The sequence below is a fragment of the Deltaproteobacteria bacterium genome (assembly GCA_016219225.1).
GTDB lineage: Bacteria > Desulfobacterota > RBG-13-43-22 > RBG-13-43-22 > RBG-13-43-22 > RBG-13-43-22.
This window is the reverse complement of record JACRBX010000220.1, coordinates 1-20,834: the sequence shown is the minus strand read 5'-3', so window position 1 is coordinate 20,834 and position 20,834 is coordinate 1. Positions and strand designations below refer to the sequence as shown.

Below are 20,834 nucleotides of genomic sequence, written 5' to 3'. Positions count from 1 at the left end.
ACCCTCCTTAAATTATCTTTAGGTTTTATCGCACGCGCCTCAGGGAGACGAGAACAGTTATCGAATCACGGTCACGGTACAAGGGGCCAGGGAAACCACTTTAGCCGCCGTGCTTCCCATAAAGGCCCGCTTGAGGCCGGTTCGACCGGTACTCCCTAAAAGGATTCCGTCGCATTTTATTTCTTCCGCCTTGCGGATGATATTATTCGCCGGGACCCTGCCCGTTTCCAGCACTGTTTCGACCTTAATGCTTTTCTCATCAAAAAGAGCCTTGGCCTTATCCAGGGCCGTTCGGGCCTCGGCCTCCAATTTGTCTTGAATATTGGGGGGCATTTCATCCAGATCATCTCTGGAAAAATAAGCTACCGACATGATCATTACCTGGGCCCCTTCCTTTTCAGCCATTTCCAGGGCCCTTTTAACGGCTTTCATGGCTTGTTCCGAACCATCTGTGGCCACTAATATCTTCATGAACCCTCCTTTGTTTTTTAGGTTTTGTGAATGCTTTCGCAATATCCATGCCAGTGCATCCAAGAACCCCTTTTGGATTTCAGCTAAAAAAAACTATTTAAAAACAGTTAGTTAATAATTAATTGGCATTTTTGGTCATTCCGCCGGCGGCGAAGTTGAAACCTTATAAAATATTAGTGTAATATAAAATAAGACACTTCTCTGAGAGGTGTATCTTATTAAACCCAGCCCCAACCCAATCCTAATAGAGGCCAAGGGGCAATAGGCCAGAGGCAATAGGCAAAACGATTTTAAGTTTTTCTTTGCCCATAGCCATTAGGGAGTTTCTATACTTGAATCTTGCATCCTGCAAATTGCAACTTCACTCTTTATCTAAGCACAGACCCCAGACCCCTGACCCCAGACCCCTGAATTATGGGCTGCCGAATTGGGGATTGCTCAGGCATTAAAATCTCTTGTTTGTATTTTTTATCCAAATAAGGTAAATATTAACCAACCCTATTTGAAATTTTGGAAAGGACCTCCATGTTTTATTACCTGAAGAAGAATTTCTCCGTTCTCCATTTTTGTCTTTTTTTTATTTTATTCAATCTGTTTTCAACAAACACCTGGGCCGATAAAAAGGCCGTCAAACTTGGATTTGTGGCTGATGTAACCGGGCCGGGGTTCCTGATTACCCTGTCACAAAAGAATGCCCTGGAACTGGGCATTGAAGAAATTAATTCCACCGGCGGTCTTTTAGGCCGGAAGGTGGAATTGATCATCCGGGATTCTCAAATGAAACCCGAATTAGGTGCGGTCCTGGCCAGGGATCTGATCCTGCGGGACAAGGTCGATTTTATGATAGGGCCCACCAGTCCGGCAGTGGCCCTGATGGTCTCTCAGGTTTGTAAAGACAATAAAAAACTGATTTATTTTCACGGCGCCAATATTGAAAAAATTACGGCCGAGCAGGGGCATCGTTATTTATATCAGGTGATTCCCAATACCTATATGGAAGGCCAGGCCGTAGCCGTTTTCCTTTCTAAAAAAATCATAAAAAAAATCGCTATTATCGGGCCGGATATCGAGTATGGACACAGCCAGGCCAATGCCTTTAAAAAGAAATTGGCCGAGATCAATCCCTCGGCCCAGGTAGTCAAGGAAGTCTGGCCCAAATTAGGAGAACAGGATTATACCCATGATATTGCGGCCCTGCTGGCCAGTCGGCCGGATCTTGTTTACGCCATCCTCTGGAGCGGAGACCTGGCCGGATTTATCCGCCAGGCCAGGGCCGGCGGGATGTTCCAAAACGTGCCCATGATCGGGTTTTTTGATTATGATCTTTTGAAGGGTTTAGGGGCGGACATGATTCCTAATCTTTATGGTTTTGACTTCGCCCCTTTTTATGCCCTCAGCAATCCTCAGATCAAGGCCTTTACAGAAAAATATAAGACCAGGACCGGAGAATTTCCATCGGCCTGGGCCATTACCGCCTACGACGGGTTGATGGTTCTCAGGAAGGCCGTGGAAAAGGCCCGGTCCCTTGAGACCGAAAAAGTCATCACGGCCCTGGAAGGCCTTCAATGGGATTCTTTGCGCGGTCCCCTTTATATCCGCCCCCTGGACCACATGGCCAACTGCGGGCTTTACTTCGGTATTACATATAAAGATCCCAAATATTCTTTTTTTACCTTGAAAAATACCTCCTATATTCCAGGACAGGAGGTCTGGCATTCCCCGGAAGAGATTAAGGCCTTGCGGAAATAAGAATAATTGAAAAAGAAGAACCATGAAACAACTTGAAAAACTTATCGACCGGATCATCAACCGGATCAATATCAATTTAAGGGAACCGGCTTTTGATGTACGGCCGTACATTCAGGATATCATTCCCCTGCAACAATTCGGGAAATTTTATGCCTTTTATGGCCTCACTGCCCATCATCCCCTTTATTTTCGTTTTAATCACTCCAGTCTCGCCGGCAGTTATTTTTTAGGGAAGTGCATGGTCGATTACTCCGTTCTGTATAAAAGTGATATCCGGGGGGACGAATTGAAAAGCCGGGGAGACATCCACCGTTACCGGGACCTGGATATTCCCCTGCACGACGATGAAGTCATTCATATCAAGGACAGCTTCCTGATCAAAACCCTGGTCCATAATTTCTCCCATGACCCGGAAAACCTGGAGGAATTCCTCATCCAGAATACCGTGGCCCTGCACTATACCAATATTCATGGTTCCACGGTGGAGGGCTGTTATCTGGCCCCTTTCAGCTCGGTGGACCTGACCACCCTGCATGATTGCGTAATCGGTGCCTTTGCCTATGTTCAGGTGGGGGAGCTTTCCCATCATCCGGTAGAGGCCGGCAAGGTTTGGGTCCAAAACGGGGATCTTTTTGATTTCAGTTATACCTTTCCCAGGGAAGTCTTAACGAACTATATTGACTTTCAGCCCGGGCAGGTCCCCAAGGGTATCTTTATTGATTTTATCGAAAGCCGCAAATTGGATTTCCAGAGGGTTTTTGATGATGTTCATGTCAAACCACCGGTCAAGGTTCCTAAAGGAGCGGCCTTGAGCCCCTTTGCCGTAGTCAAAGGCCAAACCAGGATCAGAAAAAACTGCCTGGTAGCCCAAAGGGCCTACCTGGAGAATGCCTATTTAGGGCAAGGGGCCAATGCCCAGGAGAATTGCTATATCCTTGATTCCCATCTGGAAGAAAACAACGTTACGGCCCACGGGGGGAAGATCATCCATGCCCATCTGGGCAAAAAGATCTTTGTGGGCTTTAACGCCTTTCTGCACGGCAGGGAAAAGTGTCCCCTTAAGGTAGGGGACGGCTGTATCGTCATGCCCCACACCATTATCGACCTGGAGGAACCTCTGGAGATCCCGGCCGGCAATCTGGTCTGGGGTTTGATAAAAAATCATAGGGATTTAAAAGAACACAGCCTGCCTCTAACGGCCCTTTCAACTGTTAAAAAGAGGCTTCGCCAAGGGGCTATGGAGTTTCAAGGCAGCGGGGCGGCCTTTGTCCAGGCCTTCCGGGACCGGATCGAGCATATCCTTAAGGCCAACGGGGCCTTTTTTGACGGCGCCCAGAACAGGGGTCATGCCCAGAAAAATCAGGACATATCCTTTAATACCATACAACCCTATTCCACGGGGATACTCAAAGGGCTTTATCCCAACATAGAAATTCGTCCTTAATTCAGATTAATTCCCTGGATTCCGGCCTTCGCCGGAATGACGTCACCGGAACTTCGTAAAGGTTCAAGATCCTCCATTTTGACTTGTAATTTATTTATTACAGACTGTCCTCTATTGTTAACAAATTCTTTATTAAAGCCACCTTCTCAAAAATCATTTTTGTTTAAAAAAAAATCATTGGATTATTAGTGGGTTAATAGCCCTTAAAAAGTAATTTAATAATTACAGTCATGTTTTTTAAATAAGACATTAGTGTGTAACTATTTAATTTATATAAAATTATTTTGTTGTAATTCTGAAAAAAGTTTGTTACAAGTTTCACCAACTCTTTAACTTGTTACAATCAAGGAGGTAGGACCATGCCGCATGAAAAAAAAGTCAGTGAGCTTATGATCCCCCTAACCGATTATCCCCATATCCCTTATTGGTTTACCATCAAGCAGGCCATCGCTATCGTTAAGAAGGCCGCTCTCGGATTGGAGGGGAAGCTGGAACCCACTATTTTGTTGATATTTGATGAAAAATATCAACTTATGGGGTCCCTTTCCATGAAAGACCTGATCCGGGGGATCGAGAAAAAATTTACCCGATCCGGGGACTGGATGTCCAAGGAATGGGATACCCCTGTATTTTTCGAAGGACTTTTTACCGCCGGAGTGAAAGAGGAGGCAGAGAAACCGGTCAGTGAAATCATGTCGCCCGTAAAGGAAACCGTCCAGGCAGGAGACTCCATTATCAAGGCCATCTATATCATGATGGAAAAGGACCTGACCCTGATGCCGGTCATCGATCATGGGAGCGTGGTGGGCGTCATCCGCTTGAATGAGATTTTTAACGAAATATCCAAATTGGTTTTGGGCGATTAAAGGAGAGGTGAACCATGGCTAAAGAAAAAACGAAACTGGCCGGTTCCGGTGGACTACCGGAAATCCCCGACAGGATTCAACTGGCCCCCATATATAAACGGATCGATTGGAAAAGAATTTTCTTTATTTTATTGGGGCTGGGTCTATTTTTCTTGTTATATTTCATACCTTCTCTTCCGGACGCCATTGATCCCACGGGAAAACATTTTTCCCTTTCACCGCAAGGCAAATCAGCCTTGGGACTATTTCTGATGGCCGGTATTTGGTGGGTTTTTGAAGTAATGCCCATCGGAGTGACCAGTATCGCCATCGGGGTGGTCCAGGCCCTTTTTGCCATCCGTTCGGCCAAGGATGCCTTCCGGGATTTTATGGACCCCTCGGTCATGTTTATTTTTGGCTCCTTGTTGATCGGTCTGGCGTTTACCCGATCCGGTCTCACCCGGAGACTGGCCTATAAAATGCTCTCCATTATCGGAGAAAATACCAAAGCCATTTTACTTGGAACCATGATCATCACAGCAGCCCTGGCCCATTTTATGGCCCACACGGCCGCTGCGGCAACGGTCTTTCCCATCCTGATGGCCATCTATTCTTTGTATGGAGAAGGAGATAGACCGACCAAGTTCGGTAAGGCCCTGTTCGTCGGAATGGCCTATAGCGCCGGGGCCGGAAGTATTGCCACTATGCTCGGATCGGCTAGGGCGCCGGCCGGGGTAGGAATGTTTAAAGAATTCACCGGCATGGATATTACCTTTTTCGAACTTTCCAAGTATTTGTTCCCGGTGGCCTGGATCATGGTCTTTTTGATCTGGGTGATGATTCTGATCTTTTTTAAGCCGGAAAAGCCTCGGATCGAAGGTTTGAAAAAAAAGGCCCAGGACCTGTACCAACAACTCGGGCCGATGACCGGCAAGGAAATTTTCGTTATCGTCTGTGTCATCGGGGTGGTGGTCGTCATGACCCTCCAATCCTTCATACCGGCCATGAAGTTCCTGGACCGCTCGGCCCTTATCCTGGTGGCCGGCCTGTTATTTTTCCTTACCCGGCTCTTAACCGTTAAGGAATTGGAAGAAATACCCTGGAACATCATTTTTCTTTTCAGTGGGGCCATGAGTATCGGTTTTTGTCTTTGGCAGGTCGGAACGGCCCAATGGCTGGCCGTACACTGGCTGACCATGTTCAAGGAAGCCCACTGGCTGGTTTTTGTCATGAGCATCGCCACCTTCGTCTTGCTTATGACCAACTTCATTATGAATGTGGCGGCCATTGCCATCTCCCTGCCGGTGGCCCTGGTGATCGCCAAATACCTGGGGGTGACCCCGGAAGTGGTCTTTTATGCCGCCCTGACCACGGCCGGCATGCCCTTTATCCTGTTGATCGGAGCGGCACCCAATGCCATGGCTTATGAATCCAAACAATTCACCACCGGTGAATTTTTCGGGGCCGGTATCCCGGCCAGTATTGTTTTATTGATCGTCTTGGCCTTGGCCATACTGACAATCTGGCCTTTGTTGGGAATGCCTATTTTGGTGAAATAGAAGCAGGCAAGCGGCGAGAGGCAATTAAATTTTTAAAAAATCTATAGTCGCACTTTGGGAATCTCCCCATTGGCCTCTCTTTTGAAGGGGGAGGCCGACGGGGAGAACGAATCTAAAAGGGACACAAAAATGAAAAGATCATTTATTTTTTTTCTAATGCTTTTATCGATAATAATCGGTTTATCAGTTCCTGTTACGGCGGCCGAAACCCCAAAGCCTTCCGGCCCTTCCGATATCCTGATTATTTCCGGGGCAGTGAATAATGTCCAGGGTAAAGCGATCAAAGAGGCAGGGCTGCATTTTTTTCTAAATGGGAACAAGATCGAATTAGAAGAAGAAACAACCACCTCAAAGACCGGCCGTTATGAGGCCGAACTCAAGTTCCCTTCCGGGACCTTTCCGGCGGCCAAGGTGGAGATGGAGGCCCAAAAACCATCTTATAAAACATCCGATAAGATACACCTCGATAAGATAGTCAAGGAAAAAGTCGATGAAAAAGGGAATACCTATTATCTGGCCCACCAGGGAATCAGCCTGAAAAGGACCATATCCCCGGCCTTCTGGATCGCCACCCTGATCTTGCTCCTGGTATATGTCTTGATTGCCTTTGAGGTGATGCACAGAACCCTGGCGGCCATGCTTGGAGCCGCCCTCTTGCTCTTCATTACCTATACGGCCGGGACTTTTAATCCGGATTATGCCATCCTGTCTTTCGAGGATGCCATGCATGCCATGGATATGAACGTCATCTTCCTGCTCATGGCCATGATGATCATTGTCGGGGTTATGAAAAAGACCGGGGTCTTTCAGTGGATGGCCTATAAATCCTTTCAATTGGCCAAAGGAAATGTCTTTGCCCTGGCCGCCATCCTGATGTTCATTACGGCCTTTACCTCGGCCTTTCTGGACAACGTGACCACCATGCTCCTGGTTATCCCGGTAACTATTGAAATTGCCGTGACCCTGAAAATCAATCCCATTACCCTGCTCATGCCCGAGGTCTTCGCCTCCAACGTGGGGGGTACGGCCACCCTCATCGGTGATCCGCCCAATATTATGATCGGCTCCTATGCCAAACTCAGTTTTGTCGATTTTGTGAGCAACCTGACCCTGATTTGCTTAATCTCCCTGGTGGTGACGATTATCTATTTTATCTACTGGTATAAAAAAGACTATCTGAAGGCCCAGGTGGGGGATGTTTCCAAGATGACCGCCCTTATGAAGGAAGAATATAAAATTACTAATAAAAAGCTGCTTATTTATTGCGGAATCATGTTGGGCATCACCATCTTTCTATTCATTATCCATGGGGCTCTGCACATGGAACCCAGTATTGCGGCCATGATCGGGGCGGCCATATTGATGGTGATCAGTAAAGTGGATATCGTCGAAATGCTGGAACATGAGATCGAATGGCCGACCCTGATCTTTTTTATGATGCTCTTTATCGTGGTGGCCGGGGCCGAAGAAACCGGCCTGATCCAGATCATCGCCGACTGGGTCAAGAACGTCTCCGGCGGCTCGCTGGTAGTGGCCATTCTGATGATCCTCTGGGTTTCGGCTATCGCTTCGGCCATTATTGACAACATCCCCTTTACGGCCACCATGCTGCCTATTGTGGCCTATCTGACCCAGGTTATTCCAGGGGCCCAAACCGGAGTCCTCTGGTGGGCCCTGGCCCTGGGGGCCTGTCTGGGAGGCAACGGGACCATGATCGGAGCCAGCGCCAATGTGGTCACCGTCGGCATGGCCGAACGGGCCGGCTACCCCATTTCCTTTATGTACTATATGAAGGTTGCTGCTGTCCCCATGTTGATAACCATTGTGCTTTGTTCCTTCTGGCTGCTGTTGGTGGAAATGTGATAAGGCCGGCGTGAGGCAAGAGGCGCGAGGCTCAAGGACAAAGAAGGAAGACAAGTGGTCCAGGACCAATGACTAAATAGTTCTCATCCGGAAATTCAAATTTCCGGATGGATACTAAATAGCCAAATGACCAAAGGGGCTTTATTAAAGGAGTTTCAAAATGGCCTATAAAACAATCGTCTGCGGCGTAACCGGATCCGAGCATTCTCAGAAAGCGGCTCAGGAAGCTGCCCGCCTGGCAAAAGAAAATGGGGCTGCCCTGATTTATGTCTATGCCGTGGACACCTCTTTTTTAAAAGGGATGACCGTCGAGTTGACCCCCGATTTTGCCAATAAAACCTTGGAGCATTTAGGGGGCCATATTTTGGAAAGGGCCGAAGAAATCGCCTTGTCCACAGGGGTCACTCCCCAAAAAATCTTAAGATCCGGCGAGGTCCTTGAGGTTTTGAAACAGGTCCTATCCGAGGAAAAGGCCGACCTTCTGGTAATCGGCCACGAAGAGCGTTCTTTTTTTGAAAAGGTCCTCTTTGATGGAGAGGTGGAAGACCATGTCCAGGAATTAATAAACCAGACCGGGGTTTCCGTCCAGGTGATAAAATAAGAGATTTCTGTTAATAATCTGTGTCAGTTGAGTTTTTTGAAAAAACGTCGATAAAAAAACTCTCCGTCATTCCCGAGAAAACGGGAATCCAGGTTCTTTCCGTCTCAGCATAACACCTGGATTCCCATTTTCTCGGGAATGACGTATGAGAAAGTCAGAATTTTCAGGTAAAAGTCTCAAATTGTTCAACGGGTTAAATTATTACAAAAATCTATTGAATAGATAAGGGTTATTCTTCCCCACGGGGCCTAATCCCCCATGAGCTTCTCCTTGCTATTAACCTTATTTCCTCCTATGATGTGTGAAAAATTGACCGATAACCCAAAAATTTTTCTTTATGCGCTTTTTCCACCTCTTTAAAAAAGAAGATAGAACCGCCTCCCCGGGGAAATCGGATTCCCTGGAAAAAACTTTTGCTCATTTTACCGAACTGCTCAAAGAAAATAACGAGACCCTGGAACTGATGACCGATTTGGAAGAGAAGGCCGGCGGCCATTTTCTTTTTGATATGACTTATCTTCGTTCCACCAGCTATCTGATTGCGGAAAAGGTCGGACTGGTTGTCACCCACCTGACCCGCATTGCCCCGGACCGCTACGAGGAATTGAAGGAAATCTATGAACGAATCCGTCTGGAGGTCCTAAAGACCCTGGACAAGCAGAAAGGAATCCCTTGGGCCGATTATACGATAGACCTGGGGCAAATAACGGCCGGGTTACTTCCGCAAACCGGGGGGAAAAATGCCCATCTGGGTGAAGTCAAAAATGTTTTGGGTCTTCCCACGCCCGACGGTTTTGCCGTATCCACTTACGCCTATATTCATTTTTTGTCCTATAACCATCTGCAAGACCGCATCCTTTCCATCCTGAGTGGTTCTCCCTTAAAAGATCAAAAGACCCTTCAAAAGACCGAGGAAGAGATCAAAACCCTGATCCTTCAGGCCCGGGTTCCGCCCGATTTGGAGGCGGCCATAATGACCTCCGCTCGAAAGATCGGAGCCCTGGGGGAATCCTCTTCAGGGCTGGCCTTACGAAGCAGTGCCGTCCTGGAGGATACCCATTTCAGTTTCGCCGGCCAGTATGCCACCTTTCTGAATATTGCCCCTGAGGAGGTCTCTTCAAAATATAAAGAGATCATCGCCAGCCAGTTCAATGCCCGGGCCCTTTTCTACATGAAGAGCAAAGGGATCGTGGAAGAAGAGATGGTCATGGCCGTGGCCTGTCAAAACCTGGTCCCGTCCAAGTCCGCCGGCGTAATGTTCACCAGCCATTTTGATCCCGCCTATGGGGAGGTGATCCTGATCAATGCCTTGTGGGGGCTGGGGAAATGGGTGGTGGAGGGGACGGTCAGTCCGGACCTGTTTCTTTTGGATAAGACAACAGGCCGATTGATTAAACAACAGATTTCAAAAAAGACGAAAAGGTTGACGGCCGGTCAGGGGAATATTCTCCTCGAAGAGGCTGTTCCCGAATCTCTCCAGGAGAGTCCCAGTCTGAACCCGAACCAACTGGCCACGCTTTGGAAGTGGGCCCGCCTGCTGGAGAGCCATTTTCACCATCCCCAGGACGTCGAGTGGGCCCTTGATCCCGATGGGAAACTAATCGTCCTTCAGACGCGAAATCTGCGGGGCTATGAAAGGGTCGAAAAGAAAAAGGATCTTGACCGCCTGTCCGGCCAATACCCCGTTCTCCTGGAAGGGGGGGCGGTGGGTGCTTTCGGCATCGGGGCCGGGCCGGTCTTCAAAATGAAGTCCTATGAGGATTTGGCCGATTTCCCTAAAGGGGCGATCCTGGTGGCCCCCCACACTTCCTCCAGATTTGTCTCGGTGATGGATAAGGCTGCGGCCATTGTCACCGATGTGGGCAGCGCCACCGGGCACATGGCCATCCTGGCCAGGGAATTTCATGTGCCCACCCTGGTGGACACCGAAAAGGCCACCAGGGTTTTGGAGACCGGGCAGGAAGTGACGGTGGATTCCTTCAATGCCCGGGTCTATGCCGGCCGGGTGGAACCTTTATTAAGCGGCCTTCCCAAAGAGGATTCCCTTTTTTTAAACACCCCTGTTTTTGAAAGGCTTCAGGAAGTCGTCCGTTATATCGCCCCTTTAAACCTGGTTGATCCCAAATTGGAAAATTTTAATCCCCGGTCCTGTCAAACCTTTCACGATATTATCCGTTTCGCTCATGAGAAAAGTATCGAAGAAATGTTCAAGCTTTCCGAAAGGGAAGACTTTCAAAAATTATCCGCCTTTCGCATTAAAACCCATCTGCCCCTCAACCTGTATCTCCTCGATTTGGGCGGCGGTCTCAAAAAAGACGGCAGCCATCGTTCTTTTCCGCCGGAAAAGGTGATTTCCATCCCCTTCAAGGCCCTCTGGAAAGGTGTCACCTCTCCCGGAATCCGCTGGGCCGGCCCTATCGGGGTGGACGTCAAAGGCCTGCTTTCGGTGATGGCCCAATCGGCCACCCAACCCTCGGGAGATTTCTGGGACAGGACCTTGGCCCTGGTCTCCAGGAATTACTTAAACTTCAGCTCCCGGTTAGGGTATCATTTTGCCACTGTCGATTCTTACTGCGGACCGGTCCGCAACAATAATTACATCACCTTTGTCTTCAAAGGGGGGGCGGCGGATACGGTCCGCCGGGGAAGGCGCGCCCGTTTCATCGGCGCCGTCCTGGAGGATTTGGGCTTTGAGGTCATGATCAAAGAGGACCTGGTCAAGGGCGAATACCGGAAATATCCTGAACCGATGACCGAAGAAAAATTGGAGTACCTGGGCCGCCTGATGGGCTGTGCCCGGCAGCTCGACATGGTCATGGCCGATGAAAATATGGTGGCCTGGTATGCCCGGGCCTTTCTGGAAGGCAATTATGGGTTTAGGAGAGAAAACGAAGCGGTGAAACGGTGAAGGGGAGAATCGGAGAAATGGGGAAGAAGTACCTCCTCTCCGATTCACCGATTCACCGCTTCGACAAATTTTCGCCTCATCGGTGGCGGACGATTCATTCCGCAACCGCAATCGGAAATCTGAAATGGTAAAGGGTTTTTCATGTTCATCCAAACAAAAAAATTTATTCTGAGTATCGGTCTTTTAACGGTCGCCTTGTTGATCGCCGGTCTGATCGTCGGCTTTTATTCACTGCGTTATATGAAAGAAATCGTCAGCGAGCAGTTCAACCAGCAGCAACTGGAACTGGCCACCCACGCGGGCCGTCAACTGGAAAATCAATTCCTGAATATGATTCAGGACGTAACCATACTCAACCAATCCCCCTCCGTCCAATACTTGGAAAAGGTCTCCTGGGCCAACCGCATCAAGATTACCCTTTCCACCCTGCAGGAAACCGGGGTGCTGGAAATCGGACGGGTGGATGGTTCCGGGAAAAAATGCTTTGCGGTGACCTCAAAAGAAGAGGTCCGCATTGTCCCCGGTCCCTATGCCTCTCAGGAACCTTTCCTCTGGTCCAAAAAGCCTGAGCATAAAAACAGGATCTCCCTGGTCCCCGCCAATTTGAAAAACGGAACCACCGGTAGACCGATCATGAAAATCATCATCCCGACCTACCTGGAGTCAGTCGATGATGCCCACCCCGTCGCCCTCCATCGCTATGCCGGTTATATTTATTTACTCCTCGACACACGATATTTTGTGGCCGAGATGCTCAAAGAGATCCGGTCCGGTAAAACCGGGTATGCCTGGGCCATCGATAATGACGGAAATTTTATCTATCACCCCGTCCCGGAATTTATCGGAAAAAATGCCTTTGAGGTCCGGGGACAGCGGGAGGCCAAGATCTCCTTTGACCAGATCAACCGCATCCAGAAGGAAAAGATGCTTCGCGGGGTCCAGGGGACCTCCTCCTATGTCTCGGGTTGGCACCGGGGCATGCGGGGGAACATCAATAAATTGATCGCCTATGCACCGGTTCGCCTCCGGGGGACCTCTCCGTCGATCACTTGGGCGGTGGCCGTGGTCGCTCCGGCTACGGAAGTCGACGAGGTGATCCACGCGGCCTATCTCTGGCAATTCATCATGCAGGGGTTCATTATCTTTGCCATCATCCTGGGCAGTCTCTCCATCATCGGCTATGAATGGCAGTACGCCAAGACCTTGAAAAGCGAGGTGGAAAGGAAGACCAAAGACCTGCAGCGCTCGGAAGAACAGTATAAAAAATTGGTGGAAGGGGCTCAGGACATCATTTTTTCCGCCGATAGGCAGGGTCGGTTTTTGTCCTTAAACCGGTACGGGGCCAATTTTCTGAGGGGGGAATTGTTCGACCCGGAAACCCAGGAAAGCCTCAAGACCCGTCACTACGTCGATCATACCGGGAAATTTATCGGGAAAGAACTGGCTGAATTTTTCCCCCCCAACGGTTTCTTCCATCCCCAACTCATCGAAGAGATTTGGCGAACCGGAAGGCCCAAGACCATCGAACACACCTTTAAAATAAGGGCCAATGATTATTGGCTGAGTACCCAACTCATCGCCATTAAAGATGACCAGGGCCTGGTGCAGGAGGTGTTGGGGATCTCCCGGGATATTACGGAAAAAAAGAAGATTGAAAAACAGATGATCAACACGGAAAAACTGGCCTCATTGGGGCTCCTGGCCGCCGGGGTGGCCCATGAGATCAACAACCCTTTAGGGGTTATTCTGGGGTATTGCGACTACATGCTGGACAAAATACCCCCGGAAGACAAAGTCCACAAGGTCCTGGAAAAGATCGAACGGCAGGGCAATCACTGCAAAAAAGTGGTTGAAAATTTACTCAGCTTTTCCCGGTACACCGAACACTCCGATACCATCAGTGATATCAACCTCAACCTGGGAAATGTCTTCTCGGTGGTGGAAAACAACCTCATGATCAAGAAAATCCAGTTGAAAAAAAATTTGGAAGCCAATCTGCCCCGAGTAAAGGCCGATCCGGTTCAACTGCAACAGGTCTTTCTTAACCTGATCACTAACGCCGTGGCGGCCATGCCCAAAGGCGGCACCCTGACGGTAATCACCCGTTGGAATATCTATGCCGATAAAGTGGAGGTGGTCATTACCGACACCGGCACGGGGATCAGGAAGGAACACCGGGAAAAGATCTACGACCCCTTCTTTACCACCAAAAAGGTGGGGGAGGGCACGGGGTTGGGATTAACCGTTACCTACGGGATCATTGATCATTATCAGGGGTTGATCCAACTGGAAACCAAAACCGAAGAAGAAGATCCGGTCAATCATGGGACCAGCTTTACCGTAATCCTTCCCGTGTATCATTCGAAACGGGAAGCGGAAAAAAAGGGGGCATAATATGGCCGAAAAGATTCTTATTGTCGACGACGAAATGGACATGTTGGAGTTGTTGGAATTGATCATCACCGATCGGACCGACTACCAGGTGGTGACCACCAATAGTCCTCTGGAGGTGCCCGAACTATTGAAAAAAGATACTTTTGACCTCCTGATTACCGATCTGCGGATGCCCGACATAGACGGCATCGAGTTGATTGAGATGGTCAAACAAATCGACGATCAAATCCCCTTTATCATCATTACGGCCTATGGGACCATCGAATCGGCCGTGGAGGCCATGCGCAAGGGGGCCTTTGATTATATTACCAAGCCCTTCCGCCAGGAACAGATATTGCTGACCATTGAAAAGGTCATGAAATGGCGAAGGCTCCAAAAGGAAAATATGGCCCTCAAGGCCGAGCTGGAAAAGATCAAAAAGGGGTCCCATGGGTAAGCTGAAAGACCTTTTCCGGCCGAAGAACCCCGGACCTCATCCCAACCGGAAGATGGAGGAGCAGCTTCGCCAAAAATATGGGGCCTTCCGAAAGTTGCTGGCCGATAACCAGGAGGTCCTGGAGATTATTACCGACCTGGAAGAAAAATATGCCGGCGACTATATCTTCGACATGCAGTATCTCCGCGCCAATATCAGGAAGCTCTCCGAAAAGGTCTATAGCCTGATCCACCTTTTAAACGAAATTTCCAACCTGAAATACGGAGAGCTTTACCGGATCCATGAACAAATCTATCAGGAATTATCCGATCTCTTAGCCAAGAAAAGAAAAATCCCCGTGGATGACCTGGTTCTGTCTTTTGACCGGATCGCCCTGGATAAGGAAGAGAGCGTCGGCGGGAAAATGGCCAACCTGGGCGAATTGCGCAACCGCCTGGGTCTGCCCGTTCCGGAAGGGTTTGCCATTACCGCCTATACCTACAAGGCCTTTATCGATTATCATCACCTTCAGGAAGAAATCTCCAGTCGCCTGAACCAATTGGACATCAACAACCTGGAAGACCTGATTGTCGTCAGCCGGGATATCCAACAGCTCATTTTAGAAAAACCCCTACCCCCTTTCCTGACGGAAATCCTGGTTAAAAGCTATCAGGAACTGACTGAAAAGGCGGGAAGGGAAGTCCGGGTGGCCGTCCGCAGCAGCGCCCTGGGAGAAGACAGCCGGCTTTCCTTTGCCGGTCAATACGGGACAATCCTCAACGTCTCCGGGGAGAATATCGGAGAAAAATACAAGGAGATCGTAGCCAGCAAATTCACCCCCCGGGCCATTTTCTATTTTATCGGTAAAGGATTTCGGGAAGAAGATATCGCCATGGGTATGGGGTGCATGATGATGGTTCCGGCCAAAGCGGGAGGCGTTATTTATACCGTGGACCCCGGAAATCCCCAGCGTCCCGAAGCGGTCATCCATGCCCACTGGGGCCTGGGCAAAACCGTAGTCGATGGAACGGTGACCCCCGATATTTTTTGGGTTTCCAAAGAAGACCCTTTCCGGGTCGTTGAATCCTCCATGGCCCGCAAAGAAAAAATGGTCATCGCCACCCCTGAAGGGGGCATTGGGTGGGCGGAAGTGCCTCAAGACTTGCAGGAGGGGCCTTGTCTCTCTGAAAAGCTGATCGGTCAACTGGGTCGGGCAGCCGGGGCCATCGAGGATCACTTCGGCCACCCGCAGGATATCGAATGGGCCCTGGATGAAGAGGACCGGATTTATTTTTTACAAACCCGGCCGCTCAAAGTCTTTAGCCAAAAAAAGATTCCTTCACCCCAGGAGATCCCCGAGCTTTCTCAGTTTCCGGTCTTATTGGAGACGGGAGTCATGGGCGCCCAGGGGGTCGGGTCCGGTCCGGTCTTTTTGGCCAACCAGGAACGGGACCTGGTCAACTTCCCGGCCGGCGGCATTTTAGTGGCCCGGACCCCCTCCCCCAAATGGGTGACCGTCATGTCCAAAGCCAGGGGTATTATAACCGACCTGGGAAGCTCGGCCAGCCATATGGCCGCCCTGGCCCGTGAATTCCGGGTACCCACTATTCTCAACACCCAAAAGGCCTCGGAAATCCTGGCTCCCGGTCTGGAAGTCACGGTGGACGCCACCCATTGCCGGGTCTATCAGGGAAGGATTGAGAAACTCATAGAATATGCCGAAGAAGAAGCGGTTAATCCCTTTGAAGACACCCCTCTTTTCGTCCTCTTTGATAAAATCCTGACCCGCATCGTGCCTTTGAATTTGGTGGACCCGACGGAACCGGATTTTACCCCGGCCCATTGCCGGACCTTTCACGACATCACCCGGTTCACCCATCAAACGGCTACGCAGGAGATGTTTTCCCTGAGCACTTCTCCCTTGACGACCCCGGGGGAAGCCCTTAGACTGGATACCGACACCCCTTTGGAAATCCTTTTGATAGACCTGGGGGGCGGCATCAATCCGGGCTTTAAAGGGAAGAAGGTCAAGTTGAATCAAATCCTTTCCTGGCCCATGCAGGCCTTTTGGCAGGGGGTTCAATCCATGAAATGGCCGGGGCCCAAGCCTCTGGATATGAAGGGCTTTGCCTCCGTGGTGGCCCAAACGGCCGCCGAGCCGGGCGGGGAAAACCGGATTTATTCTGAAAAAAGTTATGCCCTTTTATCCAGGGACTATTTGAATTTCAGTATTCGCCTGGGCTATCATCTTTCGACGATCGAAGTTTTGGGCGGTTCAGGGGAAAATGAAAATTACATAAATTTTATTCTAAAAGGCGGCGGGGCGACCATCGATCGAAGGGACCGGAGGGCCCGATTGGTGGCGACCATCCTGGAAAAATTGGGCTTTCAAGTAGGCCAAAAGCTCGACCTGGTCGATGCCCGTTTAATCCACCACCCCAGAGAGGCCATGGAGAAGGTCCTTTACTCTCTCGGGAAATTGACCGTCTACACCAAGCAATTGGATATGGTCATGTTCAATGAGGCCATTGTCGAATGGTCTATTGAGGAATTTGTTAAAGAACACTTACGGTAACGAATAGAGGAGAACACTATGAGGGGAAAAATCCTGATTGTCGATGACGAATTGGATATTCTGGAATTGTTGGAAATGATCATTGCCGAAAGGACATCCCATCAGGTAGTGACCACCAATAACCCCCTGGAAGTCCCTCCTCTTCTGAAACATGACCCCTTCGACCTGCTGATTACCGACCTGCGCATGCCCGGTTTAAGCGGGATGGATTTAATACGGGAGGCTAAAACGATCGACCCGGATATGCCGGTAATCGTCATAACCGCCTACGGTTCTTCCCAATCGGCCGAAGAAGCGATCGCCGAGGGGGCCTATGACTACATCACCAAGCCCTTTCGAAAAGATCAAATCATCATTACCATCAATCGGGCTATGGAATGGCATGCCATGAAAAAGGAATTGGCGGCCCTTAGGGCGCAACACCGACCGGACTCCCGGTAAAGGGGATACCGTAAATACCGGAGGTTTTATACCCATCCAAGCCATGGCTCTCCCAGTTCTTCATAAATCCCTCAGACGAAGGAACCTGTTTATCGGGGTGGTCGCCTTCCTGACCATCTTTCTCCTGGCCGGGGTCTTTATCATCGGAATGATTATGTCCCGCCAGATGAAGGACATCGTCAGCGAACAGATCAACCAGCAGCAATTAGGTCTCAGCCGGTTGATCGCCGCCCGTCTGGAAGACAGCTTTAGTTTAATCAGTAAAGAATTGATGGTCATCAACCTTTCGCCGTCTCTTCAAGAGGCTCACCCTTCCAACTGGGTCAAGCGTATGAGAATTACCCTGCTCAATTTGGAAGAGTACGGGGCGGAGGAAATCCGCCAGATTAATGCCCGGGGCGATGAAGTGCGGATGCTGAACAAGGCCGGGACCGCTTCTGTTTCCCGGGGACGTTTTGGCGAAGACGGTTATTTCATCTGGGCGAAAGACCCAAGCAACAAAGGAAAAATTTATTTTGGCGACATCCTGAACGGCCTGGATGAGAAAGGTCACATCATCGGTCGGCTCTATCTGGCCATTCCCCATTATCGTACCCCTTCTGAAGGAGGGAACGGAGGGGAATTTTCCGGGGTCCTCCTCTTGGTGGTGAATGTCACCCGACTGGTGGAAAAATTTACGGCCAACGTCCAGTCCGGGAAAACCGGCTACTCCTGGGTCATCGATAATAAAGGGCAGTTTCTGTTCCATCCCGAAAAAGAATTTGTCGGGGAAAACGCCTTCGCCATCCGGGAGAAGAGAGAGCCCAAAATATCCTTTGATGCCATCAACCGGATACAGAAAGAAAAAATGCTGACCGGTCAGGAGGGAACGGGACTTTATTACTCCGGATGGCACAGAGGAATAAAAGGAAATATCAAAAAATTAATTGCCTATTCGCCGGCCTTTTTATCCCGGAAGGATCCGGTCAAATTCTGGTCCGTTGCCGTTGCCGCCCCGACCAGTGAAGTCGAAGGGGTCATCCACTCCTTATATCTGCGGCAAATATACTTTCTGCTGATTATGGTCATTGCCCTGATCTCCGGGGGTATGGGGCTTATCCTTTCCGAATTACGGTATGGAAAATCCATGCAGCAGGAAGTCCAAAGGGCCGTCGCCGATCTCAAGGAATCGGAAGAGCGAAATAAATATCTGATTGAAAGTGCCGAAGACATTATCGTCACCCTCAATGAGGAAGGGAAAATTTATTCGATCAATCCCTATGGGGCCGCTCAATTTAACACCATATCGGCCAAGTTAATAGGCCGCAACTGGCTGGATCTTTTCGATCCGGACAGCGCCTCCCTCCAAAGGAGTCTCCTGAAAAGGGTATTTGTCACCAAGAAAAGTAAAAGTCTTGAATACCAGGCGGTTATCGGCGACAAGGAATATTGGCTTCACGCCAACTTCAAACCCCTGCTGGATGCCAAGGAGAATATCCTTTCCGTATTGGGAATCATCCGAAATATTACTGAAAGCAAATTAGTGGAACACCAGTTGGCCAATACGGAAAAACTGGCTTCCCTGGGATCCCTGGCCGCGGGAGTGGCGCATGAGATCAATAACCCCTTGGGAATTATTCTTGGTTTTACCGATCTTCTCCTGGAAAAAACCAAACCCGGATCTCCGGAGATGACCATGTTGCAGACTATGGAACGACAAGGGCTGCAATGCAAAAAGATCGTCGAGAATCTGCTGAGCTTCGCCCGGATTCCTGAAAAATCCGTCGAGTTTTCCAGGGTCAATGACGACCTGGAAAAAGTCCTGGCCGTGGTTCAAAACACCCTGCTCATGCGCAAGATAACCCTGGAAAAAAGGCTTCAATCCGACCTGCCGGAAGTCCGCGCCGACTCCCGGCAGCTCCAGCAGGTTTTCTTAAATATCATCAATAACGCCATCGATGCCATGGGAAAGGGGGGCGGAGAGTTGACGATTACCACCCAAATGGCCAAGGAACCCAGTCATTTGGAAATCTTTTTCCAGGACACGGGTGACGGTATTCAAGAGGAGTATTTGGGAAAGATATTCGACCCCTTCTTTACCACCAAAGGGGTCGGTAAAGGGACCGGGCTGGGTCTTTCGGTCAGCTATGCCATTATCACCAAGTTTGGCGGGATGATCTCGGTGGCGGAAAGTAAACCCTTTCAAAAGTTTCCGGGGAATTCCGGAACAACTTTCAAAATTACCCTGCCGGTAAGACAAGAGAATTAAAGGAGGAAATTATGGCCGAACGGATCTTGATCGTGGATGACGAGTTGGATATGCTGTTATTATTAAAAATGATTTTAACCGAAAAGACTCCTTATGAAATAGTGACTACGCCTAATCCTCTGGAAGTGGAACAATTGTTTCAAGAAAAGGCCTTCCAGTTGGTCATAACCGACTTAAGCATGCCCGGGATGGATGGAATTGAATTGATCGGGGTGGTTAAAAAATTGGACCCCCTGGTTCCGGTGATTATCATTACGGCCTATGGAAGCATTGAATCGGCCATCGAGTCCACTAAGAAAGGGGCCTTTGATTTTATCACCAAACCTTTCCGTAAAGAACAGATCATCTTAACCATTGAAAAGGCCCTGGAATTCCGAAGGATCCAGATAGAGAATATTCAGTTTAAGGAAGCCGAAAAAAAAGAGACCTGGTTGGATCAAGGCTCCTTTGACCTTCCCTATGAGCAGGCCAAAGATAAGGCTCTGGACCGATTCAAGCGCCACTATGCCCGAAAACTCCTGGAGCGTCATGGGGGGGATTTGGCCAAAGCGGCTCAAGAGGCCGGATGGACCGTGGAGGAAATGAAGGGGTTGGCGGGAGAAAAATAAAAATGGGAATCCGGTGTTTTTCAATGGTTGGCAGGATCCGGGTCCCCGCATAGACGAGAATGACGATTTTTTATTCAACCAGGTAACGACTAACGAGCGGACCGAACCATTTTTGAAAGCCCTATGAACCTTTCCAGGATATTCTCCATGCGCAGTTTCTTAAAAAAGGGCCAGGGGAAAGAACCTTCCCTGCAAGAGAGGTTCCGTGCCTTTCAAGCCCTCCTTCAGGCCAACAACGGGGCCTTGGAGTTAATGGGGGATATGGAAGAAAAATACGCCAGCGGGGAATACCTGTTTGACCGCCAGTACATCCGGGCCAGTTACGGTGCCTTACGGGGCAAGGTCTTTGAAATGATCGAGGCCTTGAATAAAATGGTCCCCCATCGTTTCCATCCTCTCTATGAGGTTTTTGAAGCCGTGGATCAAAGGGTTCAGCGAAAGGTCTTCGGCCGGAAAGAGATCCCCGAATCCCCTTTTACCTTCTCTCTGGGCGAGATTACCCGGGAAATGACCGAACAGGTGGGCGGGAAAAATGCCAATCTCGGGGAAATCCGCAACCGGGTCGGGCTTCCCGTCCCGGAAGGGTTTGCCATCACTTCTTATGCCTACAAGGTCTTCATCGAAGAAAACCATCTGGAGGAGAAAACCCGTAAACAATTGGAGTCATTAGGCGGCAGTGACCTGGAAGCTATTGCCCTGGCCAGCAAAAAAAT

15 protein-coding genes are annotated in these 20,834 nt (G+C 49.5%); 14 read left to right on the top strand and 1 reads right to left on the bottom strand.

Annotated elements, in window-relative coordinates; genetic code table 11:
• Window positions 1-57: 57 nt before the first annotated feature.
• Entirely contained in the window at window positions 58-471 is a 414-nt protein-coding gene (locus HY879_18545; protein MBI5605337.1) for a universal stress protein, read from the bottom strand.
• Between the two features lie 525 nt (window positions 472-996).
• Between HY879_18545 and HY879_18540 the strand changes: the two genes are divergently transcribed.
• The 14 genes from HY879_18540 to HY879_18475 form a co-directional block, all read left to right on the top strand.
• Complete coding sequence (locus HY879_18540; protein MBI5605336.1) at window positions 997-2,220, top strand: ABC transporter substrate-binding protein; 1,224 nt, start codon at window positions 997-999, stop codon at window positions 2,218-2,220.
• A gap of 22 nt (window positions 2,221-2,242) precedes the next feature.
• Window positions 2,243-3,664: a transferase gene (locus HY879_18535; GenBank protein ID MBI5605335.1), complete on the top strand. Its 1,422-nt coding sequence runs from the start codon at window positions 2,243-2,245 to the stop codon at window positions 3,662-3,664.
• Window positions 3,665-4,023: 359 nt separating this feature from the next.
• Window positions 4,024-4,530, top strand: coding sequence for a CBS domain-containing protein (locus HY879_18530; protein MBI5605334.1), 507 nt, complete (start codon window positions 4,024-4,026; stop codon window positions 4,528-4,530).
• A gap of 14 nt (window positions 4,531-4,544) precedes the next feature.
• Entirely contained in the window at window positions 4,545-6,068 is a 1,524-nt protein-coding gene (locus tag HY879_18525) for an SLC13/DASS family transporter (protein ID MBI5605333.1), read from the top strand.
• Between the two features lie 129 nt (window positions 6,069-6,197).
• A complete protein-coding gene (locus HY879_18520; protein ID MBI5605332.1) occupies window positions 6,198-7,931 on the top strand; it encodes an ArsB/NhaD family transporter in 1,734 nt (577 codons plus the stop codon).
• 160 nt (window positions 7,932-8,091) lie between these two features.
• Window positions 8,092-8,532: a universal stress protein gene (locus HY879_18515; protein ID MBI5605331.1), complete on the top strand. Its 441-nt coding sequence runs from the start codon at window positions 8,092-8,094 to the stop codon at window positions 8,530-8,532.
• Window positions 8,533-8,869: 337 nt separating this feature from the next.
• Entirely contained in the window at window positions 8,870-11,440 is a 2,571-nt protein-coding gene (locus tag HY879_18510; protein MBI5605330.1) for a phosphoenolpyruvate synthase, read from the top strand.
• 141 nt (window positions 11,441-11,581) lie between these two features.
• Window positions 11,582-13,834: a PAS domain-containing protein gene (locus tag HY879_18505; protein ID MBI5605329.1), complete on the top strand. Its 2,253-nt coding sequence runs from the start codon at window positions 11,582-11,584 to the stop codon at window positions 13,832-13,834.
• A 1-nt stretch (window position 13,835) separates the two neighbouring features.
• Window positions 13,836-14,270 carry a sigma-54-dependent Fis family transcriptional regulator gene (locus HY879_18500; GenBank protein MBI5605328.1) on the top strand — a complete coding sequence of 145 codons (435 nt, stop codon included), beginning with the start codon at window positions 13,836-13,838 and terminating at the stop codon, window positions 14,268-14,270.
• Window positions 14,263-16,824, top strand: coding sequence for a phosphoenolpyruvate synthase (locus HY879_18495; protein MBI5605327.1), 2,562 nt, complete (start codon window positions 14,263-14,265; stop codon window positions 16,822-16,824). The genes HY879_18500 and HY879_18495 overlap by 8 nt, the downstream gene beginning before the upstream one ends.
• 18 nt (window positions 16,825-16,842) lie before the next feature.
• On the top strand, window positions 16,843-17,265 hold the full coding sequence (locus HY879_18490; protein ID MBI5605326.1) for a response regulator: 423 nt from the start codon (window positions 16,843-16,845) through the stop codon (window positions 17,263-17,265).
• A 43-nt stretch (window positions 17,266-17,308) separates the two neighbouring features.
• Complete coding sequence (locus HY879_18485) at window positions 17,309-19,513, top strand: PAS domain S-box protein (protein MBI5605325.1); 2,205 nt, start codon at window positions 17,309-17,311, stop codon at window positions 19,511-19,513.
• An 11-nt stretch (window positions 19,514-19,524) separates the two neighbouring features.
• Window positions 19,525-20,121 carry a response regulator gene (locus HY879_18480; protein MBI5605324.1) on the top strand — a complete coding sequence of 199 codons (597 nt, stop codon included), beginning with the start codon at window positions 19,525-19,527 and terminating at the stop codon, window positions 20,119-20,121.
• A 147-nt stretch (window positions 20,122-20,268) separates the two neighbouring features.
• On the top strand, window positions 20,269-20,834 hold a 566-nt coding region (locus HY879_18475), incomplete at its 3' end, for a hypothetical protein (protein ID MBI5605323.1).

Bases quoted from the DNA above. Each gene is read 5' to 3' on its own strand.
- HY879_18545 (MBI5605337.1), bottom strand. From the start codon at position 471: ATGAAGATATTAGTGGCCACAGATGGTTCGGAACAAGCCATGAAAGCC.
- HY879_18540 (MBI5605336.1), top strand. From the start codon at position 997: ATGTTTTATTACCTGAAGAAGAATTTCTCCGTTCTCCATTTTTGTCTT.
- HY879_18535 (MBI5605335.1), top strand. From the start codon at position 2,243: ATGAAACAACTTGAAAAACTTATCGACCGGATCATCAACCGGATCAAT.
- HY879_18530 (MBI5605334.1), top strand. From the start codon at position 4,024: ATGCCGCATGAAAAAAAAGTCAGTGAGCTTATGATCCCCCTAACCGAT.
- HY879_18525 (MBI5605333.1), top strand. From the start codon at position 4,545: ATGGCTAAAGAAAAAACGAAACTGGCCGGTTCCGGTGGACTACCGGAA.
- HY879_18520 (MBI5605332.1), top strand. From the start codon at position 6,198: ATGAAAAGATCATTTATTTTTTTTCTAATGCTTTTATCGATAATAATC.
- HY879_18515 (MBI5605331.1), top strand. From the start codon at position 8,092: ATGGCCTATAAAACAATCGTCTGCGGCGTAACCGGATCCGAGCATTCT.
- HY879_18510 (MBI5605330.1), top strand. From the start codon at position 8,870: ATGCGCTTTTTCCACCTCTTTAAAAAAGAAGATAGAACCGCCTCCCCG.
- HY879_18505 (MBI5605329.1), top strand. From the start codon at position 11,582: ATGTTCATCCAAACAAAAAAATTTATTCTGAGTATCGGTCTTTTAACG.
- HY879_18500 (MBI5605328.1), top strand. From the start codon at position 13,836: ATGGCCGAAAAGATTCTTATTGTCGACGACGAAATGGACATGTTGGAG.
- HY879_18495 (MBI5605327.1), top strand. From the start codon at position 14,263: ATGGGTAAGCTGAAAGACCTTTTCCGGCCGAAGAACCCCGGACCTCAT.
- HY879_18490 (MBI5605326.1), top strand. From the start codon at position 16,843: ATGAGGGGAAAAATCCTGATTGTCGATGACGAATTGGATATTCTGGAA.
- HY879_18485 (MBI5605325.1), top strand. From the start codon at position 17,309: ATGGCTCTCCCAGTTCTTCATAAATCCCTCAGACGAAGGAACCTGTTT.
- HY879_18480 (MBI5605324.1), top strand. From the start codon at position 19,525: ATGGCCGAACGGATCTTGATCGTGGATGACGAGTTGGATATGCTGTTA.